Annotated in this window: 29 protein-coding genes, 3 tRNA genes and 1 pseudogene; 8 read left to right on the forward strand and 25 right to left on the reverse strand. The window is 50.4% G+C overall.

The genetic code is table 11. The features are described from left to right. Positions 1-6 precede the first annotated feature (6 nt). From cheA to flhD, 5 genes are all read right to left on the reverse strand, one after another. Entirely contained in the window at positions 7-2,022 is a 2,016-nt protein-coding gene (cheA, locus tag ABVN44_RS09545; RefSeq protein ID WP_000061307.1) for a chemotaxis protein CheA, read from the reverse strand. Positions 2,023-2,026: 4 nt separating this feature from the next. After that, positions 2,027-2,956, reverse strand: coding sequence for a flagellar motor protein MotB (gene motB / locus ABVN44_RS09550; protein WP_000795653.1), 930 nt, complete (start codon positions 2,954-2,956; stop codon positions 2,027-2,029). Continuing rightward, a complete protein-coding gene (motA, locus tag ABVN44_RS09555) occupies positions 2,953-3,840 on the reverse strand; it encodes a flagellar motor stator protein MotA (protein WP_000906312.1) in 888 nt (295 codons plus the stop codon). The genes motB and motA overlap by 4 nt, the downstream gene beginning before the upstream one ends. A 124-nt stretch (positions 3,841-3,964) precedes the next feature. After that, positions 3,965-4,549, reverse strand: a complete 585-nt coding sequence (gene flhC, locus ABVN44_RS09560; protein ID WP_000605987.1) for a flagellar transcriptional regulator FlhC — start codon at positions 4,547-4,549, stop codon at positions 3,965-3,967. After that, positions 4,546-4,887 (reverse strand): flagellar transcriptional regulator FlhD, encoded by a 342-nt coding sequence (gene flhD, locus ABVN44_RS09565; RefSeq protein WP_001518146.1) that lies wholly within the window; start codon positions 4,885-4,887, stop codon positions 4,546-4,548. The genes flhC and flhD overlap by 4 nt, the downstream gene beginning before the upstream one ends. Positions 4,888-5,569: 682 nt before the next feature. Between flhD and ABVN44_RS09570 the strand changes: the two genes are divergently transcribed. Beyond that, positions 5,570-5,686 (forward strand): hypothetical protein, encoded by a 117-nt coding sequence (locus ABVN44_RS09570; RefSeq protein WP_001617301.1) that lies wholly within the window; start codon positions 5,570-5,572, stop codon positions 5,684-5,686. Next, the gene (gene uspC / locus ABVN44_RS09575) at positions 5,683-6,111 is read left to right on the forward strand and encodes a universal stress protein UspC (protein ID WP_000122606.1); all 429 of its coding nucleotides are present in this window, start codon (positions 5,683-5,685) and stop codon (positions 6,109-6,111) included. The genes ABVN44_RS09570 and uspC overlap by 4 nt, the downstream gene beginning before the upstream one ends. Before the next feature lie 17 nt (positions 6,112-6,128). On the opposite strand, the gene otsA is transcribed toward uspC, so the two are convergent. From otsA to ABVN44_RS09595, 4 genes and pseudogenes are all read right to left on the reverse strand, one after another. After that, positions 6,129-7,550, reverse strand: a complete 1,422-nt coding sequence (gene otsA, locus ABVN44_RS09580; protein WP_000089042.1) for an alpha,alpha-trehalose-phosphate synthase — start codon at positions 7,548-7,550, stop codon at positions 6,129-6,131. Next, complete coding sequence (gene otsB, locus ABVN44_RS09585) at positions 7,525-8,328, reverse strand: trehalose-phosphatase (protein ID WP_048348803.1); 804 nt, start codon at positions 8,326-8,328, stop codon at positions 7,525-7,527. The genes otsA and otsB overlap by 26 nt, the downstream gene beginning before the upstream one ends. Positions 8,329-8,550: 222 nt before the next feature. After that, positions 8,551-8,734: pseudogene (gene araH / locus ABVN44_RS09590) on the reverse strand (L-arabinose ABC transporter permease AraH); the annotation flags it as partial. Between the two features lie 228 nt (positions 8,735-8,962). Continuing rightward, on the reverse strand, positions 8,963-9,520 hold the full coding sequence (locus tag ABVN44_RS09595) for a DJ-1/PfpI family protein (protein WP_000754796.1): 558 nt from the start codon (positions 9,518-9,520) through the stop codon (positions 8,963-8,965). Positions 9,521-10,070: 550 nt separating this feature from the next. Between ABVN44_RS09595 and ABVN44_RS09600 the strand changes: the two genes are divergently transcribed. After that, complete coding sequence (locus ABVN44_RS09600) at positions 10,071-10,574, forward strand: non-heme ferritin-like protein (protein ID WP_000741707.1); 504 nt, start codon at positions 10,071-10,073, stop codon at positions 10,572-10,574. Positions 10,575-10,752: 178 nt separating this feature from the next. Here the strand turns inward: ABVN44_RS09600 and ABVN44_RS09605 are convergent, their stop codons facing one another. Beyond that, entirely contained in the window at positions 10,753-11,391 is a 639-nt protein-coding gene (locus ABVN44_RS09605; protein ID WP_023232076.1) for an RpiB/LacA/LacB family sugar-phosphate isomerase, read from the reverse strand. 255 nt (positions 11,392-11,646) lie between these two features. Between ABVN44_RS09605 and ABVN44_RS09610 the strand changes: the two genes are divergently transcribed. After that, on the forward strand, positions 11,647-11,982 hold the full coding sequence (locus ABVN44_RS09610) for a YecR-like lipofamily protein (protein WP_000803229.1): 336 nt from the start codon (positions 11,647-11,649) through the stop codon (positions 11,980-11,982). Positions 11,983-12,221: 239 nt separating this feature from the next. Then, positions 12,222-12,719, forward strand: a complete 498-nt coding sequence (gene ftnA / locus ABVN44_RS09615) for a non-heme ferritin (protein ID WP_000920619.1) — start codon at positions 12,222-12,224, stop codon at positions 12,717-12,719. Positions 12,720-12,764: 45 nt separating this feature from the next. On the opposite strand, the gene ABVN44_RS09620 is transcribed toward ftnA, so the two are convergent. Further along, the gene (locus ABVN44_RS09620; RefSeq protein WP_000377238.1) at positions 12,765-13,004 is read right to left on the reverse strand and encodes a YecH family metal-binding protein; all 240 of its coding nucleotides are present in this window, start codon (positions 13,002-13,004) and stop codon (positions 12,765-12,767) included. A gap of 226 nt (positions 13,005-13,230) precedes the next feature. Here ABVN44_RS09620 and tyrP point away from each other — a divergent pair, with 226 nt between their 5' ends. Beyond that, positions 13,231-14,442 (forward strand): tyrosine transporter TyrP, encoded by a 1,212-nt coding sequence (gene tyrP, locus ABVN44_RS09625; protein ID WP_023232075.1) that lies wholly within the window; start codon positions 13,231-13,233, stop codon positions 14,440-14,442. A 74-nt stretch (positions 14,443-14,516) separates the two neighbouring features. On the opposite strand, the gene ABVN44_RS09630 is transcribed toward tyrP, so the two are convergent. The 10 genes from ABVN44_RS09630 to uvrY form a co-directional block, all read right to left on the reverse strand. After that, on the reverse strand, positions 14,517-15,182 hold the full coding sequence (locus tag ABVN44_RS09630) for a YecA family protein (protein ID WP_000781521.1): 666 nt from the start codon (positions 15,180-15,182) through the stop codon (positions 14,517-14,519). 238 nt (positions 15,183-15,420) lie between these two features. Further along, the gene (locus ABVN44_RS09635) at positions 15,421-15,747 is read right to left on the reverse strand and encodes a glucose-6-phosphate dehydrogenase (protein ID WP_000240837.1); all 327 of its coding nucleotides are present in this window, start codon (positions 15,745-15,747) and stop codon (positions 15,421-15,423) included. Positions 15,748-15,959: 212 nt separating this feature from the next. Further along, complete coding sequence (locus ABVN44_RS09640) at positions 15,960-17,399, reverse strand: SH3 domain-containing C40 family peptidase (protein WP_077248372.1); 1,440 nt, start codon at positions 17,397-17,399, stop codon at positions 15,960-15,962. Between the two features lie 213 nt (positions 17,400-17,612). Then, positions 17,613-17,945, reverse strand: coding sequence for a hypothetical protein (locus ABVN44_RS09645; RefSeq protein ID WP_048348804.1), 333 nt, complete (start codon positions 17,943-17,945; stop codon positions 17,613-17,615). A gap of 249 nt (positions 17,946-18,194) precedes the next feature. Then, positions 18,195-18,281: transfer RNA gene (locus ABVN44_RS09650), tRNA-Leu, on the reverse strand. A gap of 11 nt (positions 18,282-18,292) precedes the next feature. After that, positions 18,293-18,366, reverse strand: a tRNA-Cys gene (locus tag ABVN44_RS09655). Positions 18,367-18,418: 52 nt separating this feature from the next. Beyond that, positions 18,419-18,494, reverse strand: a tRNA-Gly gene (locus ABVN44_RS09660). Positions 18,495-18,645: 151 nt separating this feature from the next. Continuing rightward, a complete protein-coding gene (pgsA, locus tag ABVN44_RS09665) occupies positions 18,646-19,194 on the reverse strand; it encodes a CDP-diacylglycerol--glycerol-3-phosphate 3-phosphatidyltransferase (RefSeq protein ID WP_001160192.1) in 549 nt (182 codons plus the stop codon). A gap of 56 nt (positions 19,195-19,250) precedes the next feature. After that, entirely contained in the window at positions 19,251-21,083 is a 1,833-nt protein-coding gene (gene uvrC, locus ABVN44_RS09670) for an excinuclease ABC subunit UvrC (protein WP_001289468.1), read from the reverse strand. Beyond that, on the reverse strand, positions 21,080-21,736 hold the full coding sequence (gene uvrY, locus ABVN44_RS09675; RefSeq protein WP_000611323.1) for a UvrY/SirA/GacA family response regulator transcription factor: 657 nt from the start codon (positions 21,734-21,736) through the stop codon (positions 21,080-21,082). Before uvrY ends, uvrC begins: the two co-directional genes overlap by 4 nt. A 311-nt stretch (positions 21,737-22,047) precedes the next feature. Here uvrY and ABVN44_RS09680 point away from each other — a divergent pair, with 311 nt between their 5' ends. Together ABVN44_RS09680 and ABVN44_RS09685 are read left to right on the forward strand one after the other, a co-directional pair. Continuing rightward, on the forward strand, positions 22,048-22,203 hold the full coding sequence (locus tag ABVN44_RS09680) for a hypothetical protein (protein ID WP_000546186.1): 156 nt from the start codon (positions 22,048-22,050) through the stop codon (positions 22,201-22,203). After that, positions 22,200-22,424: a DUF2594 family protein gene (locus ABVN44_RS09685; protein WP_000106483.1), complete on the forward strand. Its 225-nt coding sequence runs from the start codon at positions 22,200-22,202 to the stop codon at positions 22,422-22,424. Before ABVN44_RS09680 ends, ABVN44_RS09685 begins: the two co-directional genes overlap by 4 nt. Positions 22,425-22,490: 66 nt before the next feature. On the opposite strand, the gene sdiA is transcribed toward ABVN44_RS09685, so the two are convergent. The 4 genes from sdiA to dcyD all read right to left on the reverse strand — a co-directional run bounded on the left by sdiA (position 22,491) and on the right by dcyD (position 25,870). Beyond that, on the reverse strand, positions 22,491-23,213 hold the full coding sequence (gene sdiA, locus ABVN44_RS09690) for a transcriptional regulator SdiA (protein ID WP_001157172.1): 723 nt from the start codon (positions 23,211-23,213) through the stop codon (positions 22,491-22,493). 232 nt (positions 23,214-23,445) lie between these two features. Continuing rightward, positions 23,446-24,198, reverse strand: coding sequence for an L-cystine ABC transporter ATP-binding protein TcyN (gene tcyN / locus ABVN44_RS09695; protein WP_001273038.1), 753 nt, complete (start codon positions 24,196-24,198; stop codon positions 23,446-23,448). Then, positions 24,195-24,863 carry a cystine ABC transporter permease gene (gene tcyL, locus ABVN44_RS09700; protein WP_023232071.1) on the reverse strand — a complete coding sequence of 223 codons (669 nt, stop codon included), beginning with the start codon at positions 24,861-24,863 and terminating at the stop codon, positions 24,195-24,197. The genes tcyN and tcyL overlap by 4 nt, the downstream gene beginning before the upstream one ends. 20 nt (positions 24,864-24,883) lie before the next feature. Beyond that, positions 24,884-25,870 carry a D-cysteine desulfhydrase gene (gene dcyD / locus ABVN44_RS09705; protein WP_023232070.1) on the reverse strand — a complete coding sequence of 329 codons (987 nt, stop codon included), beginning with the start codon at positions 25,868-25,870 and terminating at the stop codon, positions 24,884-24,886. Positions 25,871-25,990: the final 120 nt, after the last annotated feature.

The raw sequence follows: 25,990 nt of genomic DNA on the forward strand, positions 1-25,990 counted from the left end.
ACTCAATCAGGCGGCTGTGATCGCCATACGTTGTTCGCGGTTTAAACCCTGCAATGCGGAAACATCAACAATCAGCGCGACGCTGCCGTCGCCCAGGATCGTCGCGGCGGAAATCCCCGGTACCTTGCGATAATTGCTTTCCAGATTTTTGACCACCACCTGGTGCTGACCGATGAGCTGATCGACCAGCAGCGCGTAACGGCGTCCCGCGCTTTGCAGGATCACAACAATGCCCTGCGTGGCTTCGGTTTTCGCCCCGTCCACGTCAAACACTTTCCACAATTCGACCAGCGGCAAATACTCGCCGCGAACTTCCAGAACCCGTTCGCCGCCCGCCAGCGGATGAAGATCCTCTTCACGCGGTTGCAGCGACTCCATCACCGCATTCAACGGCAGGATAAAAACTTCCCCCGCCACGCGAACCGACATCCCATCGAGGATGGCCAGCGTCAGCGGCAGCAGAATACGAATCGTGGTGCCGGAGCCTTGTTTTGACTGGATCTCAACGTGACCGCCCATCTCCTGAATGTTACGTTTCACCACATCCATGCCAACGCCGCGACCGGAGACATCCGTGACCTGTTCCGCAGTTGAGAATCCCGGCGCGAAGATCAACATGCCTACTTCATCGTCGGTCATGTTTTCATTCACCGCCATCCCCTGCGACATGGCCTTCGCCAGGATACGCTCACGGTTAAGCCCCGCGCCGTCATCGGTCACTTCAATACAAATATTCCCGCCCTGATGTTCTGCGGAAAGAATCAGGTTGCCGACAACATTTTTCCCCGCCTCAAGGCGTTTTTCCGGCATTTCAATCCCGTGGTCGAGACTGTTGCGCACCAGGTGCGTCAGCGGGTCGATAATGCGTTCGATCAGGCTTTTATCAAGTTCAGTGGAGCTCCCCACCAGCGTCAGCTCTACCTGCTTGCCCAGTTTGCCCGCTAAATCGCGTACCAGACGCGGGAAACGGCTGAAGACGTACTCCATAGGCATCATACGAATCGACATCACCGACTCTTGTAAGTCGCGGGCGTTACGTTGTAACTGACCCATACTGGTAATGAGATCGCCGTGGTTTACCGGGTCCAGCTCGTTAGAACGCTGGGCCAACATTGACTGGGTAATCACTAACTCGCCGACCAGGTTTATGAGCTGATCCACTTTCTCTACCGCCACGCGAATGCTGGTGGACTCGCGTTCACGCGCAGGTTTTTCACGCCCCGCATGATGTTCATGCGCCGCGCTTTTGGCGGCTGGCGCAACGACTGCCGGAGACGCTACCGGTGCTACCTCGGTTTTCTCTTGCGCTTTTTCAACCGGCGCGGTGACCACTTTTTCAAAAGCGATCTGATCGGCCTCGATGACAAAACAGAGCACCGCGACAATGTCATCTTCCGCGACGCTGCCATCCAGAGTTGCCGACAGTGAATCCGCCCCCTTAACGACATCCGTCAGAGTAGCCAGATTGCCCAACTCTTCTTCAAGCAGATCGACCTCATTGGCTTTCAACCGTGAAAGTACAATGCGCAGTTTACTCTCGTCACGAGGCGATTCGGTTTCGGCTACGCTCTCTTCCTGGATCGCCGCGCTTAGTGCCGCGGTTTCTACGACCGCCGGCGTGGTTTCGCCTTTCGCCTCCAGCGCCAACTGGCGTAGCGCATTGCAGATATATTCGAAGCTTGCGGCATCCGGCTCTTCGGAGTTTTTATAGGCGTCGAGCTGTTCCTGCATAATATCTTTCGTTTCCAAAAACAGGTTGATAATGTCGGTATTGAGCTGCATTTCACCGCGTCGGGCTTCATCCAGCAGGTTTTCCATTAAATGTGTGGTTTCCTGCAGAATAGTGAAGCCGAATGTGCCCGCGCCGCCTTTAATGGAGTGCGCCGCGCGAAAAATGGCGTTCAGTTGTTCAGCGTCCGGGGATTCCGGCACCAAATCCAGCAGATGCTGCTCCATATCAGCCAACAGCTCGTCAGCTTCATCAAAAAATGTCTGATAAAAATCGCTAATATCCATGCTCACGCTATCACCTCGGTTCCGCTTTTGGCGATGTGGGTACGCTTGCCGGCGGGGCTGCCGCAGGCTGTTGTAATACACTTACCGGCTCATTCTGGCTTTCAGCGTTTTCATGCAAAATGGCCTGTTCCGCCTGTTTGTTTAACACCAGCAGGCTTATACGGCGGTTGATGGCGTCATCAGGACCGCGATCGCTCAGCCGCATCGTGGCGGCCATGCCAACCACCCGTAATACTTTTCCGTTATCCAGCCCGCCAGCGACCAGTTCGCGACGCGAGGCATTGGCGCGATCGGCGGATAACTCCCAGTTGCTATAGCCTTTTTCGCCGTTCGCGTAGGGAAAGTCATCGGTATGGCCAGCCAGGCTAATGCGATTAGGTATACCGTTTAACACTGGCGCAATCGCACGCAGGATATCGCGCATATACGGCTCAACTTCGGCGCTGCCGGTTTTAAACATCGGGCGGTTCTGGCTGTCGATAATCTGGATGCGCAACCCCTCCTGAACCAAATCAATTTTCAGATGCGGACGTAACGCTCGCAGTTTGGGATCGGATTCGATCAGTTGATCCAGATCGCCGCGCAGTTTGTTTAAGCGACTCTGCTCCATCCGTTTTTTCAGCTCGTCGATATTCGGCTGCTTTTCCACTTCACCCTGCTGTTGGGTGTAATCATCGCCGCCGCCTGGTATCGGGCTCTCGCTATTGGCAATCCGATTTCCCCCCGTTACCGCGGTGGCCAACGGCGTACGAAAATATTCGGCAATCTGAATTAATTCTTTAGGGCTGGAGATGGAAATCAGCCACATCACCAGAAAAAAAGCCATCATCGCCGTCATAAAATCGGCGTAGGCAATTTTCCAGGAACCGTGCGCCCCGCCGCCGTGCGGTTTGTGCCTGCGGCGTTTTACGACGACAATGGGATGAGCCTGATTTTTCATGCTTCCTCAGTCGTCTGCTGCTGGTTTGGGTTTCTCACTGCGCGAACGTGTTCTTCCAACTCAATAAACGATGGACGCTCACTGGAATAAAGCGTTTTACGACCAAATTCCACGGCAATCGGCGGCGCATAGCCGTTCAGATTAGACAGCAGTGTAATTTTTACGCACTGCATCATCTTGGTGGTTTCGGCGCTCTTCTGGCGCAAAACGGTCGCTAACGGTGAAATGAATCCATAAGCCAGTAAAATACCGAGGAACGTACCTACCATGGCATGGGCAATCAGCGCCCCCAACTCCGCTGCCGGACGATCGGCTGAAGCCAGAGCGTGAACCACCCCCATTACCGCCGCGACAATACCAAAGGCAGGCAGCGAATCCCCCACCATCGCCAGGCTGTTGGCCGGGACTTCCGCCTCGCTTTCATGGGTTTCAATCTCTTCATCCATCAACGCTTCAATTTCGAACGTATTCATGTTGCCGCTGATGATCAGACGCAGATAATCGACAATAAAATCAAGCATTACCGCATCGGCCAGAATACGCGGATAACTGGCGAAGATTTCACTCTCTTTCGGATTTTCAATATCGCGTTCAAGGGAGAACATCCCCTGCTGGCGTGATTTGGCCATCAGGCGATAGAGCAACGCCAGCAAATCCATGTACATAGATTTCGTGTATTTCGAACGACGAAATAACAACGGGATCGCTTTCATCGTGCCTTTGATGGCCTTCCCGTTGTTGCCGACAATGAACGCCCCTATCCCCGCGCCGCCAATGATGACCAGTTCAGCAGGTTGATAGAGTGCCCCAAGGTGTCCGCCGGTCATGACATAACCGCCGAAAACTGTACCGATAACCACCAGGTAACCTAATAAGATAAGCACGACATCATCCTTCCGCTGTTGACTATGACAGGATGCGCAGTCGGGCGATTAACGCGAAGGCAAGGCAAAAAAAAGCAGCGGTAATGGCTTACCGCTGCTGGAGTGTTTGTCCACACCGTTTCGGTTAAACAGCCTGTTCGATCTGTTCATCCAGCAGTTGTGGAATAATATCGGCAGCATCTCGGGAAAGTTTACGTCTTTTTACTGCGCGGGATGGCGGCTGGCATAAACTACACGCAAAGCTGCCTACGGGCTGATGCGCATGGGTAATAAAGTTCCCACCGCAGCAGTTACAGCTCGACAATTCAAGCAACCCACTTTCAACAAAACGCACCAGCGTCCATGCGCGAGTCAGCGCCAATAACGGCCCTTCAGGCGGTTGCGGACACTGCTCAAGATAAAGCCGATAAGCTTTAATCACCGCATCCACACCGCTGCATAAGCCGGTCTTCAGTAAAAATTGCCAGGCGTTGCAGAACATGGAGGCATGAATATTTTGCTCCCAGGTCATAAACCAGTCTGTCGAAAATGGCAGCATCCCTTTAGGCGGCGGGCTACCGCGTAATTCTTTGTACAGCCTGATGAGGCGACCACGGCTGAGCTGTGTTTCGCTTTCCAGCATTTGTAGACGAGCGCCAAGATTAATCAACTCCATCGCCAACTGGATATCGCGAGCTTCCTGAACAATGCTTTTTTCACTCATTATCATGCCCTTTTCTTACGCGCCGTATCGTCCACTTCATTGAGCAGACGCGTTGAAAGCATGATACCTGTGTGAATCTGCTGTAAGTCATCGACGCGCGAATCCTGAGTCAAACGGGTGATCGTCTGATGATCGTCAAACCGGAAATGACAAACTAACTGGTTCGTCTCCGCCAGTTTGACCATCTGCGGCAGGGTCAACGCGCCCAGTGTGTTTGCCATCTCTTCGTTGATACCGAGGCGGAACATCGCAGATGCTTTGTCCTGGACGATCAAACGCTGTGCAAGGAGTAAATATGACAAATTGATGTCATAAATGTGTTTTAGCAACTCGGATGTATGCATTGTTCCCATCCAGAATAACCAACTTTATTTTTGTGCGACGTAGCCGCACCCCGTGATGTCGCCGGGAAGGCCCGGTAAAAGAAGCAAAAAGGTCAAATGCATAGCAGCGCTCAGACATTGTGGACATTGTGACGTATAACGCAGCTTCCCACTGAGATTCGCCTTACACGTTTACATCAATTTTTACAAATGCCTAAGATTTTTCCTAATTCGACGCAACTCTACTCGTCAGCTTCGTGACATACAACGGAGCGGGACGGCGATTTTAGAAAATATGTGATGTAGATCACATAATTTAACGGAATACTTACGATAAAACCATCAGCATGGCTTTTACTTTGTTTAATTAATAACCTAATGTTCACTTTTTCTATTCCACACTGCTGAATAGGGGTACGTCAACACCAAATTCTTTTTTGTTTCTCTCTGTTAAAATAACGCCAGGATAATAGATAACAGGCTATTATTTCTATTTTAGAAACGATTTTATTTTACCTTTAGTAAACAGTGGCTTAAATATTAAACGTTATTAATTAATCTCGTCACAGCATACGCCCTCCGCTGTTAAAAATAAGCTCATTTGATTTAACTTTTAGCTTTCCTTGTTCACCCGTTTAAATGAAGCATCCTGGTGGTGTGTAAAAAGTGTCTTATGCCACGATTCTTTACATAAGAATAATTAATGATTAATTATGATGTCCTTCACATTAATGTGGCATTAGCGCATTGCAGAAATGCGATAAACAGAGTAAAGCTAAAGCACAATCTCATATTCTTGCAATCAAGGAGCGAGTTATGAGCTACACCCATATTCTTGTCGCCGTTGCCGTCACCCCGGAAAGTCACCAGCTACTGGCTAAAGCGGTCTCTATCGCCCGCCCTGTTCAGGCGAAAGTAAGCCTGATTACTCTCGCTTCCGATCCTGAACTGTATAACCAGTTCGCCGCGCCCATGATGGAGGATTTACGCGCGGTTATGCATGAGGAAACCGAGAATTTTCTTAAGATGCTGGGGGAAAAGGCGGATTATCCGATTGAACAAACTTTCATCGCATCAGGTGAGTTAAGCCAGCATATTTTGGCTGTGTGCCGCAAACACCATGTTGATCTGGTCATTTGCGGCAACCATAACCACAGTTTCTTTTCGCGCGCGTCCTGCTCGGCAAAAAGTGTCGTCAGCGCCAGCCAGGTAGATGTGTTGCTGGTACCGTTAGCGGGCGACTAGTCGCCGCTCGCGATATTTCAGGCCAGCTTAGGGAACGTCGCCACGTTGTTCTGCTGCTGACGCTCAGGGCTACGCGGCGTGACCTCCTTTAGGTCATGAATAAAACGCTCCTGCCAGCGGTTAATGTCATTTTTAACGATCACGTCCAGCATTTCCGCATGGCGCGAAATACGCTCGGCAAGGGGCATCGTTAACGCACGATTGAGCGCCGCCGCCACGTCATCCCGATCGTAAGGATTGACGATTAACGCCGACGTCAGTTCATTCGCCGCGCCGGCAAACTGTGACAGTACCAGTACGCCAGGGTTAGCGGGGTCCTGCGCGGCGACAAACTCTTTCGCCACCAGGTTCATCCCGTCACGCAACGGGGTGACGAGCCCGACGTCTGAATAACGGAATATCTTCATTAACAGTTTACGGTCGAAATGCTGATTCAGATAATAGAGCGGCGTCCAGCCCAATTGTCCATATTTCCCATTAATCCGGCCTGCTTCCGTCTCAAGCTGGTGGCGAATATCCTGATATGCCTGTACTTCGCCGCGTGACGTAGGCGCAATTTGGGTATAACGAATTTTTCCCCGATGCTGCGGGTAGTTTTCCAGTAGCGCTTCATACGCCAGAAAACGTTCCGGCAGCCCTTTCGAATAATCCAGCCGCTCAACGGAAAAAATATTCTTCACATTTTTCAGTTCCGCCTTGAGCTGCGCCAGTTTTGGCGGCAACGGCCCGGCAGCCTGCAGAGCAATCTCATCGGGCTCAATACCGATGGGATACACTTCTGTCTGGAAGTCTTTACCCCACGCGATATGCTGCTTGCCGCTGCGAGTCGTGACTCGCGTTTGACTCGAAAGGCTATCCAGAAAAGCCAGGCGATCATTTTCGGTCTGGAACCCTAGCAGATCAAAGTCACACAACTGCTCCAGCAGTTCATCATGCGGCGGTAAAGCGTTAAAAATCTCCGGGGTCGGGAATGGAATATGCAGGAAAAAACCAATTCGGTTGTTCACGCCGCGTTTACGCAGCTCGCTGGCAAACGGTAACAGGTGGTAGTCATGCACCCAAATGATGTCGTTCTCTTTAATGAGGGGCAATAACTTATCCGCTAATAACGCATTCACCCGCATATAGCCTTCCCATGCAGGACGCTGAAACTGTACCAGGTCCAGACGATAATGGAACGCAGGCCAGAGAACCGCATTGGAAAATTGACAGTAATAATCTTCGTAATCTTGTTCGCTCAGGTTAAACGATGCCCAGGTAATATTACCTTTTGTCACCTTTTTTAATGGCTCATCCTCGTTACCTGTCTCGCCACTCCAGCCGAACCACAACCCGCCAGCCGCTTTTAGCGCGCCAAGCACGCCAACGGCGAGGCCGCCGGCGCCGCCTTTATTATCCGGGGGGGCAATTCGATTAGATACTACGACTAAACGACTCATAGCCATCTCTCCTGTTATTCATTACTTGTTGTTCTTGTTGTGGATAATTGATTTGTTCCAGCCAGCGCCAGACATCGGGTACGCTTTCCAGCCGCCATGCCGCCTGGGTTGCCCCGACGCCCACTTTTACGGAAATTCCGCCAGCGTGATTCACCACGCCAAAGCCAGCCTCATCGGTCAAATCGTCGCCCACAAAAACGGGAATCCGTCCCGCAAAGGGCGCCTCCTGCATAAAGGCGGCAATCGCTTCGCCTTTATTGGTTCCCTTAGGTTTGATTTCCACAACACATTTACCAGGCTGCAACGCCAGTTGCGGCCAGTGCTGCGTAACGTGTTGCGCAAGCGCCAACAGCGCCGCTTCATGTTCCGGAGCCTGACGGTAGTGCAGCGCAAACGCCATCCCCTTCGTCTCCAGCTCCGTTCCGGGCAGCGCTACAAGCGTCGAACGTAATAACGCCTCCACCTCACGGACTACCGCTTCAGGAAGGCGCACGATATGGGTTTTACCATTGATGTCACGACGCTCTGCCCCGTGAACGCCAGCGAGCGGAAAGCGAAAAGGCTTCGCCAAAACATCCAGCTCAGTCATTGAACGCCCTGAAATCAATGCCAGTGCCCCTGCGTTGTGCGCCGCGAGACGGTCTAACAACTGAAGGATTTTATGCGGTACCACTACCTGATCGGGATGAGGCTTTATCTCTGCCAATGTGCCATCAAGGTCAAAAAAATACGCATAGTTCGCAGTGAGTTCGGGGGATACGGTTAACGGTTCTGCCACCCTGGTCTCCTCCTTATCATCATATTGAGATTCACAAACGGTCTCATTAGTCATGTAAGTATAGACAGTGTGACGCTGCTCGCCATTTAGAAAGACCATCGCCAGCCGGGGTAGCGGCTGGCGATGACGTGAAGCTATACTGTTTAGTTGAGTGTTAATTCATCAAATCATACGCTTCGCTTTTTACTTATAATGGTCGAAGATAACTGTTGTCAGAAGGATTCAGCCGCGAACCACGTACTGTGCAAAAGGTGAAATGTTGAGCAGGTTCATCGCGTTCTCCACTGCTCCTGATATCAGTACGCTCGCCACCACATATGAGATTTTTCCGAGGCCGCCTCTCAGGAATCCCCCCCCCTAAGACACACGCAGAAATAACGATTAACTCATAACCCAGGGAATTCATTGACCTGCTTTAGCGTTTTTTATGTAGGGTAAAATCAAACGATTCTTGTTAGAGAAGACGTAAAACGGTGCACTGTCTTTCATTCATTAGATAAATGCTGATGGCGGGAATAGTTTTAGCGGAAAATGACATAACCCAGAGCGAATTCATCAGCCAAAAGGCAGGAAAGCCAGCACATTAATCCATAACATCAGCCAGCTAATCCTTATGGCCCTGGGTGAATAACGATTACCAGGGATAATAGATATGTTCAGCCTGTTCGCGAACCGGCGCATCGTCTCCCAGCAGTCTGGCGGAAAGGGTTAGCGCGAAATCAAAGACATGACCCAAGCCTTTACCGCTAATTAAATTACCATCTTCAACAACGGGCGCATCCACATAGACACCTTCCGGAACCGCTTTCCACAGGTCGCCGGAACAGACATAACGACGCCCCTTCAGCAATCCGTGAGCCCCCAGCACCCTTGCCGCCGCGGAACAGATAGGACAAATAAATTTCCCTGCCGCATCATGACGCGCAACGAAAGCGATCACCGCCGGATTAGCCGCCAGATTAGCGCTCCCCTGCGGACCGCCCGGCAGCACTACCGCATCGAAAAGCGCCTGCTGGCGTTCACTCAGCGTACTGTCCGCAACCATAGGAATATCATGGTAACTCACCACCGCCCGAGATTCAGCACACGCCAGCGTTTCGACGTCGATATGCAAACGTCGCAGAATATCAAGAGTAACAATGGCCTCTGCTTCTTCAAATCCTGGTGCCAACAGCACCGCGACCTTTTTCATTGACTGCTCCTTGTTAACGAGTCACCCATCAAAACTGCGCTCAACCGAATAACGTGCTCGTATGATTAATGACATTAAAAATGATCTACCGCAAAATCGGCTAGTTTATAAAAACAGGCATATTTGCTCTCAACCGTTTATGCGTGTGGTATCCAGACTGACTAATGTTTATTTTATTGAAATTACCATACTTGAAAGGCTTACCCCATGATCTGAAACAATGTTTCATAAATTACAAATCTATATAATATCATTTAACTTTCAAATGGTTGTAACTGCTCCACACCAAAAATCATTACACCTGAAAAAATCACACCGCTAAAAATGTAAAAAAAGATAAACAATTGCATTTAAGGATTTTCTTATTTTTATTGACGCGCTATTCTCATTACCGATCGATAAACAGGAAATGAGATCGCATAAGGGACTGGCGGAACGGAGTTCTTCTGCTAAGAGTATTTATTGTGCATAGAGGTAAGAATGTGACAACGGCCCGTTGCATTCTCGTCTGTCATGCACATCAACACTTTCTGGAAATAAGGATATTGTTATGGCAGCTGTAGGAATGGTTCAAAAGCTCAACACGCCAATGAACCTTGAGTTTTACGCATCAAATCTTTACCTCCATCTAAGCGAATGGTGTTCTGAACACAGTTTAACAGGCACCGCCACCTTTCTTCGTACCCAAGCGCAAGGCAACGTGACGCAAATGATGCGCATGTTTAATTTTATGAAAAACGCCGGCGCCACCCCTATCGTTAAAGCCATTGACGTTCCGGGTGAAGAGCTCTGCTCTCTGGAAGAATTGTTCCAGAAAACCCTGGAGGATTATCAGCAACGCGCCAGCACGCTGTCGCGTCTGGCAGATGAAGCGAAAGCGCTGAATGATGCCTCAACGCTTGATTTTCTCCATACCCTGGAAAAAGAGCAGCAGCAGGATGGCGTACTTTTACAAACTATTCTCGAAGAAGTTCGCAGCGCTAAACGAGCAGGGTTATGCCTGGCGCAAACCGATCAGCATCTCCTTAACGTCGTGACCTATCAGCATCACTGATAGCGGCTCCCCGAGCGACAATATTGAGACGTTATTAGCCGGATAGCAACGCGAAGCAGCTTATCCGGCCTACACCGTTTCTGGTCTGTTTGCCAGAGGTGGCGCCTGTCGCTGCTGGCGTATAATCGGCACATCATGCCAGCCGACAGGCGCGAAACGTCTCTGTCTTGTCCAGGCATTACCCCAGCATCTCACGTACAAACGCTTCTATTTCTTTATTCTGGCCGTTTTCAAACAAACATTGCTGGAAACGCGGCCCTGAAACCGCCGTTTTAACCAGTTCAGGATCGATAGCCCGTAGTGTATCCAGATAATTCTCTTTGACGACCGCGGCCTTAACCTGGTTCAAAATGCCCGCATTGCGTACCTGCGGCGCTTTGCGCTCAGGCGGATACCCCTCGCCTTTACGCCCGGTAAACGCTTTTTCAAAGATGAAACGCACGTTCAGCTCAGCGCCCCAGCCAAAGCCTTTCGCAAATGGCAGGGACAACGCATTGCCGTTGTTGATCTGCGCAAACAGAAAAGCATCTGCCGGATCGATGCAATAGCCACAAATGACACCTGGATGAATATTTAACGACATCAGCGCGCCCTGCCCGGTGCCACAGCCAGTAACCACAAAATCAACCGCGTTTGCATTAAGCAAAATACTCGCCATGATGCCCAAGTGAATGTACGTCAGGTGATGGTCATTTTCGTCGCACATGCCAACGTTAAAAATGGGAAATCCCTTTTCATTGGCGACGGCGCTAAGTTCGTTATAAATGATGGCATTTTTGCTGGCCTGGCTATTTTCCATCATCAGTGCAATTTTCATCGTGTTCCTCCTGAATGCAGACGGTCGCGTCTGCGTAAATCATGACGTTTTGCCCACACTACACACTTAAGAACACGCATTCAAATTTAATGAAACCAAGTTTCATTAAATGAAGAGACGCTCACACATTTTCTGTTCCCGCTGTAAACCTCCTGCCGTTACCTTTAATCAAGGCGAATCCGTAAGTTATTCCAGCCATTGACGGTGCAAGACACGAGGTAGCATGGTCTGATACCGAATTGTCGGAGCGATTTTATGAAGCCTCTTATTTTTACTCTTTCACTGCTAGCCCTGACGGGATGCACCATTACTCGACAAGCGCAGGTCAGCGAAGCCAGCCCGATAAGCGGCATCGTGCGCCTGACGTATAACCAGCCGCTATTTTTTACTTCACGGACAGATGACTATGTATCTCACGGGACCGCAACACGCGAATGCCAGCAGATGGGCTATGCCGATGCCGTTTCGTTTGGTCAGCCGGTAGGAACCTGTAGCATTTATGCGGGCTCGTTGTGTCTGAACACCCGATTTACCCTCTCCTGGCAGTGCCGGGGCGTTGCCGTCCCGCAAATCATGCCGCTTTATTATTAAGGCGGCTGGCTTAACGCCGACACCATCTACAATAGAGGAGAGTGCAGGGTCGCTATTGCCAGCATGAAGATGCTGGCTTTCCTTTATTTTTATACCCTATACACTGGCGTTAATGCGTTTTATTCCCATTCGTATTTTTAATAATTAAATTTAATATTTTACCTTTTGCAAATAATAAAATAACAAATTATAGTGGCGCCACATTACCGTATATCTTTTGCTATTTGTGGAGCGGAACCATGCTGAAAACAGAAATGATCGACAAACTGAATGAGCAAATGAATCTGGAGTTGTACTCCTCCCTGCTCTATCAACAAATGAGCGCGTGGTGTAGCTATCATAGTTTTGAAGGCGCAGCCGCATTTCTTCGTCGCCATGCGCAAGAAGAGATGACGCATATGCAGCGCCTGTTTGACTACCTTACCGATACCGGAAGCCTGCCGCGCATTAATACCGTTTCTTCGCCCTTCGCTGAGTACACCTCACTGGATGAACTGTTCCGCGCGACCTATGAGCATGAGCAGCTTATTACGCAAAAAATTAATGAACTGGCTCATGCCGCAATGACCAGCCAGGATTATCCGACATTTAATTTCTTGCAGTGGTATGTGGCAGAACAGCATGAAGAAGAAAAACTGTTCAAATCTATTATTGATAAATTAACGCTGGCGGGAAAAAGCGGCGAAGGGCTTTATTTCATTGATAAAGAACTCTCCACCCTGGATACGCAAAATTAATCCAACACGTCCTTACACGGTGAGACGCGCTCTCACCGTGGCGTATTAATGGCGGCAGATTTTACTCTCATGCGTTGAAAAACCGTCCTCCACCGCAATAAACTTTCCTTTCGCCGCCAGAAACGCGACCAGTTCCGCCGCCGTCATATCTGACGCTGAACAGGTGTGAAATCGTGCCCGCTCGCCAAAGCGCGCTTTTATTGCCGCCTCCAGCGAGGTATGCGTGTACTGCTCGCCAGACTCAATCATCATGTTGAGTACTTCGTGACCGTGAATAGAATCCATAACCCCTCCTGAATAAAACTCGTAGCCTAATGTGTCCGTGTGCGAGCGACTTTGCGCTAGCGCAGGTTTGCGGCGGTTGTCCGCGTCTCCTCTCATATTCGCTTTTATGCCCGAAACTGTAAATTTTACAGTACATCCATTGTAACGACCATTTGACGAAAATAGCGTAATGCCTTACCCTGCGCCGCGGATATCACCGTTCTTTGTTACCGGGGTAGTAGAAAGCGTGAAAAACAGAACTCTGGGCAGTATTTTTATCGTGGCAGGCACCACTATCGGCGCCGGGATGCTGGCAATGCCGCTGGCAGCGGCTGGCGTTGGTTTCAGCGTCACGCTGGGATTGTTGATTGGCCTGTGGGCGCTGATGTGTTATACCGCGCTACTATTACTGGAGGTATATCAACACGTTCCGGCGGATACCGGGCTGGGCTCGTTGGCAAAACGCTATCTTGGACGTTACGGACAGTGGCTTACGGGATTCAGTATGATGTTCTTAATGTATGCGCTCACCGCCGCCTACATTTCCGGAGCCGGAGAATTACTGGCATCCAGTATTAATAACTGGCTTGGCGCCACGCTCTCGCCCGCTGCCGGAGTACTGCTGTTCACCTTTGTTGCCGGTGGGGTGGTATGTGTGGGCACCTCGCTGGTCGACCTTTTTAACCGCTTCCTGTTTAGCGCAAAGATCATTTTTCTGGTCATCATGCTTGCGTTGCTCACGCCACATATTCATAAAGTAAATCTTCTTACGCTTCCTTTACAGCAGGGGCTGGCGTTATCCGCCATACCGGTCATTTTCACCTCGTTTGGTTTTCACGGAAGCGTGCCGAGTATTGTGAGTTATATGAACGGCAATATTCGCCGGCTGCGTTGGGTCTTTATGACGGGTAGCGCCATTCCGTTAGTGGCCTATATTTTTTGGCAGCTCGCCACGCTGGGAAGCATCGACTCGCCGTCATTCAGAGGGCTACTGGCCAGCCATGCCGGGTTAAATGGCCTGCTGCAGGCGCTCAGAGAAGTGGTCGCTTCGCCACATGTCGAACTGGCGGTCCACCTGTTCGCCGATCTGGCGCTGGCGACCTCTTTTCTGGGCGTAGCGCTAGGATTATTTGATTACCTGGCCGATCTATTCCAGCGCCGCAGTACGGTGTCCGGACGCCTGCAAACCGGGCTGATTACCTTTCTGCCGCCGCTGGCGTTTGCGCTTTTCTACCCACGCGGATTTGTGATGGCATTAGGCTATGCCGGCGTAGCGCTGGCAGTGCTGGCACTGCTCATCCCTGCCATGCTGGTCTGGCAGTGCCGTAAACAGATCCCTCAGGCGGGCTATCGTGTGGCAGGCGGCACCCCAGCGCTGGCGCTGGTGTTTATCTGCGGCATTGTCGTGATTGGCGTCCAGTTTTCGATCGCACTGGGGTTCCTGCCCGATCCAGGTTAACGCCAGGCAAAGATTACCGGGCCCGGACGCCGTCCAGGCTCGATAATCATCACGCTATGGCCGTTTACGAGCCATTAATGCAGGCAGCACTGCTTAAATTTTTTGCCGCTCCCGCATGGACAAGGATCGTTACGCCCCACTTTCACCTCCGCTTTTATCGGCATCTGTAGCGGCGTCGTGTGCGGATGCGCCATCCACCAGGCATGCAGCTCAAGCGCCGCGATACGGATAGCATCAACGCTTTTATCGAACGCTTCCGGGCTCATTTTATCCAACAGCGCAAAGTTTTCTTCCGTGCCGTGTAAGGCAATCGCTTCCAGCGCCGGTTTTAGCGTATCCGGCAAGTCAGACCAGTCGGACAGCGACACTCCGCGCATGTAACCAAAGCACCATTCTTCAACAATCGTTAATTCATGGCCATCAACTTCTCGCAGGCCAAACAGCGGCTCGAACTGTTCTGGATAATCTTCAAGCCGGGCGGCTGTGTCCGCCATGTGCTGGAACACCAGATCCATAAATCGCGTCATTTCTTTTTCAGATGTCCAGCGCGGTACGTACGCGGGTCCCCCCCATATCGCGACCAGCCACTGTTCCGGCTCGATGGGACGCGGAGAACTTAGTACCGCAGTAATCAGACCGTCCAGCTCCGCGACATCCAAAATGGCCTGATCGGTATTGTATTTCGTCAGCACATCATCCAGCCATTCCAGCTCGTTCTCGTTTAATGGTTCCATTTTCATAACGCTTTTCCTCAGTGATGACTTCCGCCTGTAGGCCTCTTACATTGCAGCGGATAAAAATAATTTTTTTGCAGGCAGTTTGGATGGCAACCATCAGGGGCCAGATTAACACGAAATGAGGAGGATTCCGGAAGTTAACGCACAAAAGGAGGATCAGGGCGCAGATTTTCCGCCAGGAAGCGCTCGCCCCACACAAAAGCGAGAGATAGGTTTCTCGCTATATTATACTCATGCTAACTTATACCACCGCCGCGGACAGATAAAACCGCCCTCTCAAATAGAGCTTATTTTCAGTAAAAAAGTGTTTAATGAGTTCGTCTACCGCTTCTCTGTCAGCAGAAAAGGTTATTTCCATAAACAGCGTATCGTACCCTATTTTGATATTTTTTTTCTTACAGTAAACACGGATCTCATCCTGCACACTCAGCAACGGCAGGCTAAATGTGTATAGCGGTTGCGGTTCTTTTTTCGCCGCTTTCTCAAAAACTTTAGTGACCAGATCCCCAAGATCGCGCTCTGACCGGGCACCGTTATTAAAATGCAATAAATTACGTCTTTTTACCACCCAGCCTCCAGCCAGATACCGCTAACAATAACTCTCACTTCAATGTGTGAGGCACATAATCACATCCAGAATCAGCTCCAGATAGTATTTCAAATAAACAGCCCGCACTATAGCGCATACTTTTTTCAGACACAGTTTACAGGGATACTCTCTTTATATCCACGCGCACGGTTGCCTTAATCATGTCTTCCGCGATAACACAGTTTGTCAACCTATTCTATATAACCAAGCTTAAACAGAACCTTACCAGCCAGCGATATCAGCTCAGGATTTTCAGGATAAAAACGCAGTAACGGCAAAAATACCGCCTCACCGATAATGCTCCGGCTATTAGCATGGTTTGGGCGCAATCCCCAGATATTCTGATAAGTCATCGGTACGACCTGCCCATTCATGGTTGTGTTACCGATATACAGCATAATATGTCCTGGAATATAGACCAGCGTAGTAAACGGTTTTCCGTATCTGGTGAGATAATCGATCCGCATTTGGGGACTTTTATGACTAAGATCGACCACCCGTCCAGCAGCCTCTACCTGCGCGGATGAATGTCTGGGCAGGAATATGCCAAACGGCATTAACAGGCTGCGGACTTCGGCTGAACAATCATTATAAAAGTTAAAATTTCCCCAACCGTAGGGGGTGCCATGCATTGCTTTCATTAGCACGGCGATATTTTCCGGCGTCATTTTCCACGGCATAGCCGTAAACTCGTTACCGCTTAGCCAGACCCAATGGATAGACGCGCGACCATTGCTATTGCGAACTGGCGCCGCAATCAGGAACTGGCCCGCCCGTTGATGTCGGAACGGTAAAATAGTGCCCGGTCGCCCGGTGAAATAATAGACGCCTGCGGCATGGACAGAAACCGGCGCGTTGATAAATGCCCCCAGTTGCTTGTGAGCGAGCAAAACCCACTGTGTTATAAATTTCTGATCCGTACTGGCAATATCTTCACTATGAACCCAGCCAGTTACCGCTGGTGAAACGACATATTGCCAGCGTTGGTCTTTGCTCTTCGTCAGCGTATAGACCGGCGTACCGGGACGCAGCGAAGACATTTGTAAATTATCAAACGGATACCCCTCGCCCGCCTGACGGGGATCGTTAAAGAGCGGGTCGTCCGTTGGCAGCGCTCTGACTAAACTTTCTCTGACCATAATGCCTCGCCGGGAGGCATGATAGATATTGTCAATTTGCGTATCCGTATTCCCTCTAACCTCCTCTTTCCAGCGAGAGGTATAAAGTCTGAAGTTTTCTCCCCAATAAGCACTGCCGTCGCTAAGAAACTGCTTAATACTGGCATCCCGCGCCTGTGCTGCGTTTTTTTTCAGCAATGCGGTAATATAAAAACCATTCCACGGCGAGTGCGCTTCACTGTCCATTCCGAAATAATGAGATTTTAGTGCGTTAAAGTAGCGTTGTTGGGTAGCACTATCAATAACCGGAATAGTGTAATCAGCCGAGTCCGGAGGTATCCATTTATCAACCGACTGTGAATAATCCGCTAACGGAAAGCGTGTTTTTGTCGGGTCAATATAGCTCCCTGCGACAATTTCATCTTTGGCTGTTGATCGGTAGGTCGTCTGGTGGCAAGCGGTGAGGCACAATGGTATCAATAAAACGGCCCAGGTTTTCTTTTGCATCATCATCTCCGTAAAGCGGGGAAAGCATAATATAGAGACTGACCAAAACCGCCATTCACGAAAACCCGAAATTATCTGTAGTTGACCTGTTATTAAGACAATATTGCAAAACGTGATTAAAGCATGAAGCGGATCACATTACCTAGTGATGAATATTAGTTCGCTATCTACCTTTAATTAAATTGTGCAGAAAACACCCCTGAACAGTTATATACTCGTTTAATTTGCATAAATACTCCACTGGCCCGCCCCTGTTTTTTTCAGACAATACATACTGTAGCGCGTCAGTTCTACTTTTTTTATATACTCTGCAAAGTCATTTTCATCGACGTAGCCAATAAAATTACGCGCATCACATGTTGAAGAGGAAACCTCTCCTGGAAGAGAGTAGGTTACGATTGCACTCTCAGGCTCATACAAAATAAAAAAAAGTAAAAAAGCGCAACCTACAATCCCAATATTAATGAAGCTAATAAATAATTTTGCATTATCGGTATATTTCACTGGCAGACCTACTCTCTTTAATAAAGCAGGCATAAAACATATCAGCATTTTTTATAGAGATTAATGGATTTTATCGGCTGATTTACCCGACGTTTAGTATTTACCAGGCATAAGTTCTTGCGGGTCGGTAGCACATAACTGTTGTACTGGCAGAAATGCCGCTACCGATGTTTTTTACTGTATATCGCACTGGAGAGTTCACGCTCGCGGTCGGCATACAAACTGAAGGCACAAAAAAACCACCCGTAGGTGGTTTCACGACACTGCTTATTGCTTTGATTATTCTTGTCTTTCCCATGGTACCCGGAGCGGGACTTGAACCCGCACAGCGCGAACGCCGAGGGATTTTAAATCCCTTGTGTCTACCGATTCCACCATCCGGGCTCGGGAAAAATTGGAGGCGCGTTCCGGAGTCGAACCGGACTAGACGGATTTGCAATCCGCTACATAACCGCTTTGTTAACGCGCCAAATTTTTTTGGCTTTTCAGCCAGCATCCGCTTTACGCCAATGCTTTTAAACTGGAGCGGGAAACGAGACTCGAACTCGCGACCCCGACCTTGGCAAGGTCGTGCTCTACCAACTGAGCTATTCCCGCAGTATCAAGCAACTTTGTTAATCACTTGATTTTGTTATCGTCTGGCAATCAGTGCTGCCGTTCGATGCGTTGCATTCTACTTACCTGACGCACTGAGTCAACGATATTTTTCGTCACTCACGATCGTTTGCTGAAATTTGCGGCGAAACGATCACTGATCAAGCAAATCTCCGCGTGCAGCGCTCAAATATTGCAACATGGACCACAACGTTAGCACCGCTGCGACAAAGAAAAGCGCGATCCCGGCATACTCTACCCAGATATTCGGACGCCACAAGAGCCACGCCAGCGCCACCATCTGCGCGGTAGTTTTGACTTTACCGATCCAGGAGACCGCTACACTACTGCGTTTGCCCAGCTCCGCCATCCATTCACGCAGAGCAGAGATAATAATTTCGCGGGCTATCATCGTCGCCGCAGGTAACGTCACCCACCAGCTATGATAATGCTCGGTGACCAGCACCATGGCGATCGCCACCAGCACCTTGTCGGCGACGGGGTCGAGGAAAGCGCCGAAACGCGTACTCTGGTTCCAGCGTCGCGCCAGAAAGCCGTCAAACCAGTCGGTAATCGCGGCAATACAGAAAATCAGCGCGCTGACCATCGGCGCCCAGGCGAACGGCAAATAAAACACCACGACAAAGAATGGAATCAGGATGACGCGAAACAGCGTGAGCAACGTAGGGATATTAAATTGCATAGTGACGGGTAACTATCTGTTGTCAGTGAAATTACCCCTATGTTGCTACAGTGGCCTCAATGTTTCAACGACCAGAAGATCTTTTCTGCCAGACCTTGCGAAATACCCGGCACTTTTGCAATTTCTTCTACGCTGGCGTTACGTAGTCCTTGCAAACCGCCCATATATTTCAGCAGCATCTGGCGACGTTTAGGCCCAACGCCTTCAATAGTTTCCAGCGTACTGGTATTTTTAACCTTCGCGCGTTTTTTACGGTGCCCGCCGATCGCGTGATCGTGCGACTCATCGCGAATATGCTGAATAACATGCAGCGCCGGCGAGTCCGGCGGCAGGCTAAACCCCTCGCCTTCCGGTTCAAAAAAGAGTGTTTCCAGACCGGCCTTTCTGTCCGCGCCTTTGGCGACGCCGAGCAGCAAAGGACGATGCTTATCCCAGGGGACATCCAGCTCAGCGAAAACGGCTTTCGCCTGGGCGAGCTGCCCTTTTCCGCCGTCGATCAGAATAACATCCGGAATCTTACTTTCTTCTATGGCCTTGCCATAACGCCGACGTAGCACCTGATTCATCGCCGCGTAGTCATCACCCGGCGTGATGCCCGCGATATTATAACGACGATACTCGGCGCGTAACGGCCCGTTAGCGTCAAATACCACACAGGATGCGACCGTTTGCTCCCCCATGGTATGGCTGATGTCAAAACACTCCATCCGCTTGATCGCAGGAAGTTTTAATACCGCCGCCAGCGCGGTCAAACGCTGCGTGATGGTGGACTGCTGCGAGAGTTTAGTGATTAAGGCCGTTGCCGCGTTGGTCCGCGCCAGCTTGAGATAACGGGCGCGATCGCCGCGCGGTTTTGTCTGGACATGAATACGCCGTCCGGCAAGTTCCGACAACGAATCGGCCAGCAGCGTTTTATCACTCAGATTAAAATCGAGCAGTATCTCGCCCGGTAGCGTACGCATCTGGCTACCCTGCAGGTAAAACTGCCCGACAAAGGTTTCCACCACTTCGCCCAGTTCCGTACCGCCAGGCACTTTTGGAAAATAGCTGCGGCTGCCCAGCACCTTACCCTGGCGAATAAACAGCACATGCACACAGGCCATACCCGCATCAAAAGCCACGCCGATAACGTCGAGATCGTCGCCCGCATTGGAGACAAACTGTCTCTCCGTGACCCGGCGTACCGCCTGGATCTGATCGCGAATACGCGCCGCCTCTTCAAATGCTAAATCCTGGCTGGCCTTTTCCATCCGGGCAATCAGCTGTGTTAAGACCTGGTCGTCCTTACCGGACAAAAACAACCGGACATACTCCACCTGTTGCGCATACTCCTCCTCGCTGACCAGTCCTGCAACGCAGGGGCCTAAACAGCGGCCAATCTGATATTGCAGGCAAGGACGCGAGCGGTTGCGATATACGCTGTTTTCGCACTGGCGGATAGGGAAAATTTTCTGTAACAGCGCCAGCGTTTCCCGCACGGCATAGCCATTAGGAAATGGGCCGAAGTACTCGCCTTTCGCATGTTTGGCGCCACGGTGCATCGCCAGACGCGGATGGGTATCGCCGCTCAGAAAAATAAAAGGATAGGATTTATCATCACGCAACAACACGTTGTAACGCGGTTGATACAACTTGATGTAATTATGCTCAAGCAGCAGCGCTTCCGTTTCGGTATGCGTTACCGTGACATCAATGTGTTGAATTTGCGCAACTAGCGCTTCGGTTTTACGCGAAGCCAGGTTGCTGCGAAAGTAGCTGGAAAGACGCTTTTTCAGGTCTTTTGCTTTACCGACATAGATAACCGTACCGCCGGCGTCATACATACGATAGACACCGGGTTGGCTGGTAACGGTTTTCAAAAACGCCTTTGCGTCAAATATTTCACTCACTGGCTTGTTAACGTCTCCGCATTACACAGGCCATGGCGGATTGCCAGGTGAGTCAGCTCAACATCACCATGAATGTTTAATTTACTGAACATACGATAGCGATAGCTGTTCACCGTTTTAGGACTAAGATTCAGCTGTTCTGAAATCTCATTGACCTTCTGACCCTTGGTGATCATCAGCATAATCTGCAACTCGCGTTCAGACAAACTGGCGAACGGCGTTTCCGTTTTTGCAGGCTCGATCTGACTGAGCGCCATCTGCTGAGCGATATCGGAGGCGATATAACGTTGTCCGGAATACACCGAACGAATAGCGCTCACCACCTCCTGAGGCGCAGCGCCTTTGCTGAGATAGCCAGCTGCGCCAGCCTGCATCACTTTGGCGGGCAACGGGTTCTCCGTATGGACGGTCAGCATGATCACTTTGATATCCGCTGTCGATCGGGCAATTTTACGCGTCGCCTCAAGGCCGCCAATACCGGGCATGTTCATATCCATCAGCACGACGTCAACGGCGTTAGTACGGCACCATTTTACCGCATCCTCTCCGCAGCACGCTTCACCGACAACTTTAATGCCCTTTATATCTTCAAGAATGCGTCGTATCCCTGCGCGCACCAGTTCGTGGTCATCAACAAGAAGAACGTTGATCAAAGGAATATCTCCAGAATAGGGATAACGCTACTGATAGTTAATCGCCCTTATATTAGCTGGTTTTATCTCAACTTTGAAACGTAAAAAAACACCGGGTATTCGATTTTGCTCTCGTTTTTGGAAATTATGTTGTACGTCATGTGGCAACTGCCAACGTTGTAGCCCCTTCTGACGGCGCTGTCCCGGGCTGCTATTTCATAATGGTGACAAAAATTTCACGTTCCGCTGTCTAAACACTAATTAGGGAATAAACTTTGTAACAATAATTAACGAGTAAAATACGCGTAATAAACAAAGAATGAAGAAAATATATGCATCACGCGGCAACGTTTATTTTGTGGGTAACCCCTCCGCTTTTTGATCAAAAAACAACCACTGCTATTTTTAGCGTAGCTTATGGTATACTCCGCCGCCTTAACATCTGCTATCGCACATTTTCACTGAAACATAACGAGGAAAATAAATGAGTACGCCTGATTTTTCCACCGCTGAGAATAATCAAGAACTGGCTACTGAAGTCAACTGCCTGAAAGCCATGTTAACGCTGATGCTGCAGGCGATGGGCCAGGCCGATGCAGGGCGCGTGATTCTTAAAATGGAAAAACAGATCGCGCAGATGGATGATGAAGCACAAGCGGCGGTATTTTCCAGTACGGTTAAGCAAATTAAACAAGCTTACCGCCAGTAGTAAAAAACCGGCTGTTAGCATCGCTTTCAGCCGGTTTCGCGTCTGGCGCGAAGCATCTTCAGCACGTCATATCAGACCTGTCGCCGCAGCGTAGCAGGCAATCTGTGTTTTATTTGGCGCATTGAATTTCTTCTGCATGTTTTTCTGATGGAAGTTAACGGTATTTTCAGAAATTGACAGAATAATGGCGATCTCTGATGAGGTCTTCCCTTCCGCCGTCCACTTCAGAATCTCTTTCTCACGTTTACTGAAACGCATCTCAGGCGCCATCACCATGTCGTCTTCAAATCTTGTCAGCGCCGAAAGACTCTCCCGCGCCAGCAGTTGTAACCTCAGCTCCACTTCATCGTAGGTAAACGAGGAGCAGCGTAAACTGCTACGGGAGAAAGATAAAAAGCCCAGCGCCCGGTTCGGCAACATCACACACTGGGTTACGCCTCTGCGTAATCCGAAACGCTGGGCGGCATCCCACATCGCCTGCGCTTCATGAAATAGCACGTCATCCCAATGTAAATGACCCTGCCTGAAATTTTCCGGCTTTAATACCGGATCGATCGCAAAATAGTTTTCGGACTGATAATGCGTTACCCACGCCTGAGGATAAGTGGTACGAAGCGATATTTTAGGCCGGGTAAAGGGGACGGGATGACGAACACACAGGGCATAATAATCAAATTCCAGCCGCTGTGTCTGATATTGCAATTCAGTATAAACATCCTCTGCTGCCGCCATCTCCTGAAAGCGTAACAACATTGCGCGTCGCCAGGTGAAGAAATCATTTTCCTGCATATTTTATGGTCACGCCTTTGATATTGATAATCATTATTATGAATGACTTAAATTAACACATAAATAGTGTTTATATATAAGAAATATCGGACGAATCATAGAATACTTGAGCGGCATTACAGTTTTTTGGCTTCCGCCAGAGAGCGAGGTTAATAATCTGGCAGAATGACTTCATAATTATTCATTGCGCTCGCCCGAGGCGCGGCTAATTCGGGCGAGCGTTGAAAAGGCATTATTTCACTAAAAATTTCTCAAGGAACTGGCGGGTACGCGGATGCTGAGGATCGGCGAACAAGGTTTTCGCTGGCCCCTGCTCGACGATTTGCCCCTGATCCATAAATATTGCCCGATCAGCCACGTCACGCGCAAAGCTCATTTCGTGAGTGACGATCACCATCGTGCGCTTTTCCTGCGCCAGCTGGCGAATCGTATTAAGCACCTCGCCGACTAATTCAGGATCAAGCGCCGACGTGGGCTCATCAAACAGAATCACTTCCGGGCGCATCGCCAGCGCGCGTGCAATCGCCACGCGCTGCTGTTGCCCGCCCGACAGGCGGCGCGGATAACGGGTCTCTTTACCGGCCAACCCGACTTTGGCTAACAGTTCCCGCGCCAGCGCCGTCGCCTCGGCTTTCGGCTCTCCCTTTACAATCACCGGACCTTCAATGATATTTTCCAGCACGGTACGATGCGGGAACAGGTTAAAACTCTGAAAGACAAAGCCGACATGCTGACGCAACTGGCGAATCAACCCTTTTTGCTGGCTGAATGGGCGGGCGGTATCGATGATAATATCGCCCACTTTAATGGTGCCCGCTTCCGGTTGTTCCAGTAGGTTAATACAGCGTAATAACGTTGTCTTCCCTGAGCCGCTCGGGCCGATAATGGCGACGACTTCTCCGGGCTTCACCTCAAGGTCAATACCGTGCAGCACCGTTTGACCATGAAATTTTTTGACCAGGTTGGTGACTTCGATAGCACTCATTTTGGCTCTCTCTCCTGGCGGTTAAGCTGGTTTTCAAAATAGTTTTGCAGTGCCGATAAGACGGTCGCCATTACCCAGTAGATTAACGACGCGGCCAGATACATGGTAAACACCTCCAGCGTTCGCGAGGTAATTAACTGCGCCTGGCGGAACAACTCCGGCACCTGAATCGTCGCGGCGAGCGACGTATCTTTCACCAGGCTGATAAAGCTGTTGCTCAACGGCGGAAGCGCGACGCGAGCGGCCTGCGGCAAAATAGCGCGACGTAGCGTTTGCCACGGCGTCATGCCAATGCTCGCCGCCGCTTCCCATTGCCCCTTGTCGATAGCCGAGATCGCCGCGCGCAGCGTCTCGGACGTGTAAGCCGCGGTATTGAGCGATAAACCAATCATCGCCGCCGGGATAGGGTCCAGCTCAATCCCAAATTGCGGCAGGCCGTAATAGATCATAAATAACTGGGCGATAAGCGGCGTACCGCGAAAAATCGAGATATAAAAGCGCGCCAGCCAGCGAACCGGCCATAGCGGAGACATCCGCATCAGCGCCAGCACAAATCCCAGAAGCAGACCAAAAAACATACCGCCAACACTCAGTTGCAGGGTAAAGACGGCGCCTTTAAGCAAATACGGCAGCGATTCAATAACCAGTTGGATACTTTCTTGCATTCGCGTTGATTACCTGGAGGTTATACATGAGGATGGTAGGCAAACAGCGCAGGCGCCCCACCGGTGTGAATAAAGAGAATCGGCCCGTCATCGTTAAAGCGTTTCTGGCTGATGCCGTCTATCAGACCCGCCATCGCTTTACCGGTATATACCGGATCCAGCAGCACCCCCTCCAGGCTCGCCAGCAGTTTCACCGCCTCCATCCCCGCGTCATTTGGCACGCCGTAACCCGGGGCAAAATAGTCATCCCATAAATGAATATCCGCCGTCGCCGTCAGCGCCAGCTGACCGGCAATAGCCTGCTGCAAGGCAATCACTTTGGGTTTCTGCTCGGCGACAGAACGTGAAACGGTCACGCCAATCAGTTCGACATCCGGCATCAGATGTTCCAGCCCGACAGCTAACCCGGCGTGCGTTCCGGCGCTGCCGGAGGCCACCACCACCGAAGAGAGCCCGACGACCTCTTCACACTGCTGGGCGATTTCCAGAGCGCTCTCTACGTATCCCATTGCGCCCAGCGCGCTGGAGCCGCCGACCGGAATCACATAGGGCCTGAACCCTTGCGCTTCAATGCGCGTCGCCAGCGTTTGCAGCTGCGCATCCGGATCGGTTAGCGCATCGCACATCTCAATTCGCGTATTAAATAAATCCAGTAACAGGCGATTACCATTCGTCAGGTAATTTTCCGCGGTGGTACCGATTGGATTTTCCAGCAAGGCGACGCAATGCAGTCCCAATTTGGCCGCGACTGCCGCCGTCTGACGGACATGGTTCGACTGAATCGCCCCTGCGGTTATCAGCGTATCCGCCCCTTCTCGCAGCGCGTCGGCCACCAAAAACTCCAGCTTGCGCAGTTTATTGCCGCCCATTGCAATGGGCGTAACGTCATCGCGCTTAATGTAAATCTCACGGCCAAGATAATCAGACAATCGCGGCAGGTATTCGAGCGGGGTCGGCGCGCCAATAAGCTCCAGGCGAGGAAAGCGCGTTAAGTGATGTAGTGGCATTGAGCCTCCGGTAACGTTGTGGTGTGTTCTTTTTATTATGCACGTTGATCTAACGGAAATAAAAAAGGCGCCGATTCACGCGCCTCCGTTTGCTGACATAGTATGAGGTTGATATTGCCC

Source organism: Salmonella sp. SJTUF15570 (assembly GCF_043357055.1).
Lineage (GTDB): Bacteria > Pseudomonadota > Gammaproteobacteria > Enterobacterales > Enterobacteriaceae > Salmonella > Salmonella enterica.

Bases quoted from the DNA above. Each gene is read 5' to 3' on its own strand.
- motB (WP_000795653.1), bottom strand. From the start codon at position 2,956: ATGAAAAATCAGGCTCATCCCATTGTCGTCGTAAAACGCCGCAGGCAC.
- flhC (WP_000605987.1), bottom strand. From the start codon at position 4,549: ATGATAATGAGTGAAAAAAGCATTGTTCAGGAAGCTCGCGATATCCAG.
- flhD (WP_001518146.1), bottom strand. From the start codon at position 4,887: ATGCATACATCCGAGTTGCTAAAACACATTTATGACATCAATTTGTCA.
- ABVN44_RS09570 (WP_001617301.1), top strand. From the start codon at position 5,570: ATGATTAATTATGATGTCCTTCACATTAATGTGGCATTAGCGCATTGC.
- uspC (WP_000122606.1), top strand. From the start codon at position 5,683: ATGAGCTACACCCATATTCTTGTCGCCGTTGCCGTCACCCCGGAAAGT.
- otsA (WP_000089042.1), bottom strand. From the start codon at position 7,550: ATGAGTCGTTTAGTCGTAGTATCTAATCGAATTGCCCCCCCGGATAAT.
- ABVN44_RS09595 (WP_000754796.1), bottom strand. From the start codon at position 9,520: ATGAAAAAGGTCGCGGTGCTGTTGGCACCAGGATTTGAAGAAGCAGAG.
- ABVN44_RS09600 (WP_000741707.1), top strand. From the start codon at position 10,071: ATGGCAGCTGTAGGAATGGTTCAAAAGCTCAACACGCCAATGAACCTT.
- ABVN44_RS09605 (WP_023232076.1), bottom strand. From the start codon at position 11,391: ATGAAAATTGCACTGATGATGGAAAATAGCCAGGCCAGCAAAAATGCC.
- ABVN44_RS09610 (WP_000803229.1), top strand. From the start codon at position 11,647: ATGAAGCCTCTTATTTTTACTCTTTCACTGCTAGCCCTGACGGGATGC.
- ftnA (WP_000920619.1), top strand. From the start codon at position 12,222: ATGCTGAAAACAGAAATGATCGACAAACTGAATGAGCAAATGAATCTG.
- ABVN44_RS09620 (WP_000377238.1), bottom strand. From the start codon at position 13,004: ATGGATTCTATTCACGGTCACGAAGTACTCAACATGATGATTGAGTCT.
- ABVN44_RS09630 (WP_000781521.1), bottom strand. From the start codon at position 15,182: ATGAAAATGGAACCATTAAACGAGAACGAGCTGGAATGGCTGGATGAT.
- ABVN44_RS09640 (WP_077248372.1), bottom strand. From the start codon at position 17,399: ATGATGATGCAAAAGAAAACCTGGGCCGTTTTATTGATACCATTGTGC.
- ABVN44_RS09645 (WP_048348804.1), bottom strand. From the start codon at position 17,945: ATGCTGATATGTTTTATGCCTGCTTTATTAAAGAGAGTAGGTCTGCCA.
- pgsA (WP_001160192.1), bottom strand. From the start codon at position 19,194: ATGCAATTTAATATCCCTACGTTGCTCACGCTGTTTCGCGTCATCCTG.
- ABVN44_RS09680 (WP_000546186.1), top strand. From the start codon at position 22,048: ATGCATCACGCGGCAACGTTTATTTTGTGGGTAACCCCTCCGCTTTTT.
- ABVN44_RS09685 (WP_000106483.1), top strand. From the start codon at position 22,200: ATGAGTACGCCTGATTTTTCCACCGCTGAGAATAATCAAGAACTGGCT.
- sdiA (WP_001157172.1), bottom strand. From the start codon at position 23,213: ATGCAGGAAAATGATTTCTTCACCTGGCGACGCGCAATGTTGTTACGC.
- tcyN (WP_001273038.1), bottom strand. From the start codon at position 24,198: ATGAGTGCTATCGAAGTCACCAACCTGGTCAAAAAATTTCATGGTCAA.
- tcyL (WP_023232071.1), bottom strand. From the start codon at position 24,863: ATGCAAGAAAGTATCCAACTGGTTATTGAATCGCTGCCGTATTTGCTT.
- dcyD (WP_023232070.1), bottom strand. From the start codon at position 25,870: ATGCCACTACATCACTTAACGCGCTTTCCTCGCCTGGAGCTTATTGGC.